The sequence below is a fragment of the Methylomonas sp. LWB genome (genome assembly GCF_001856095.1).
In the GTDB taxonomy this organism is placed as follows: Bacteria; Pseudomonadota; Gammaproteobacteria; order Methylococcales; family Methylomonadaceae; genus Methylomonas; species Methylomonas koyamae_A.
This window is the reverse complement of the sequence record NZ_MKMC01000076.1, coordinates 1-947: the sequence shown is the minus strand read 5'-3', so window position 1 is coordinate 947 and position 947 is coordinate 1. Positions and strand designations below refer to the sequence as shown.

1 rRNA gene is annotated in these 947 nt (G+C 57.2%); it reads left to right on the top strand.

The features are described 5' to 3' along the window. Positions 1-947 (top strand): 23S ribosomal RNA (locus BJL95_RS20780); the annotation flags it as partial.

The following is a 947-nucleotide window of genomic DNA, read 5'->3' as shown; positions in this document are numbered from 1 at the left end:
TTAACCCGTGTGGGGTAGCCGTAGCGAAAGCGAGTCCGAATAGGGCGTCCGTAGTGGCATGTTCTAGACCCGAAGCGGAGTGATCTACCCATGGCCAGGTTGAAGCGACGGTAAGACGTCGTGGAGGACCGAACCCACTTAGGTTGAAAACTGAGGGGATGAGCTGTGGGTAGGGGTGAAAGGCCAATCAAACTCCGTGATAGCTGGTTCTCCCCGAAATGCATTTAGGTGCAGCGTCGCGTGTTTCTCACCGGAGGTAGAGCTACTGGATGGTCTAGGGGGCCCACAAGCTTACCGAAATCAGCCAAACTCCGAATGCCGGTGAGTGAGAGCGCGGCAGTGAGACTGCGGGCGATAAGGTTCGTAGTCGAGAGGGAAACAGCCCAGATCGCCAGCTAAGGTCCCTAAGCGTGTACTAAGTGGAAAAGGATGTGGGGTCGCGAAGACAACCAGGAGGTTGGCTTAGAAGCAGCCACCCTTGAAAGAGTGCGTAATAGCTCACTGGTCAAGTGATCCTGCGCCGACAATGTAGCGGGGCTCAAGTACACCACCGAAGCTGCGGCATTCACACAATGCACCCCCTTGATTCTGCGGAGTCTTGGGCAGTGGTGTGGATGGGTAGGGGAGCGTCGTGTGGCCATGGAAGCGGCAGGGTGACCTAGCCGTGGAGGCCACACGAGTGAGAATGCAGGCATGAGTAGCGAAAGACGAGTGAGAAACTCGTCCGCCGAATGACCAAGGGTTCCTGGGCCAGGTTAATCCGCCCAGGGTGAGTCGGGACCTAAGACGAGGCCGACAGGCGTAGCCGATGGACAACGGGTTGATATTCCCGTACCCGTGTGAACGCGCCCCTGGTGAATCAGTGATACTAACCATCCTGAAGCGTCCTTACGCCCCTTCGGGGGCCCTGGATGTGGATGCATGGGACCTGATCTGGTAGTAGCCAA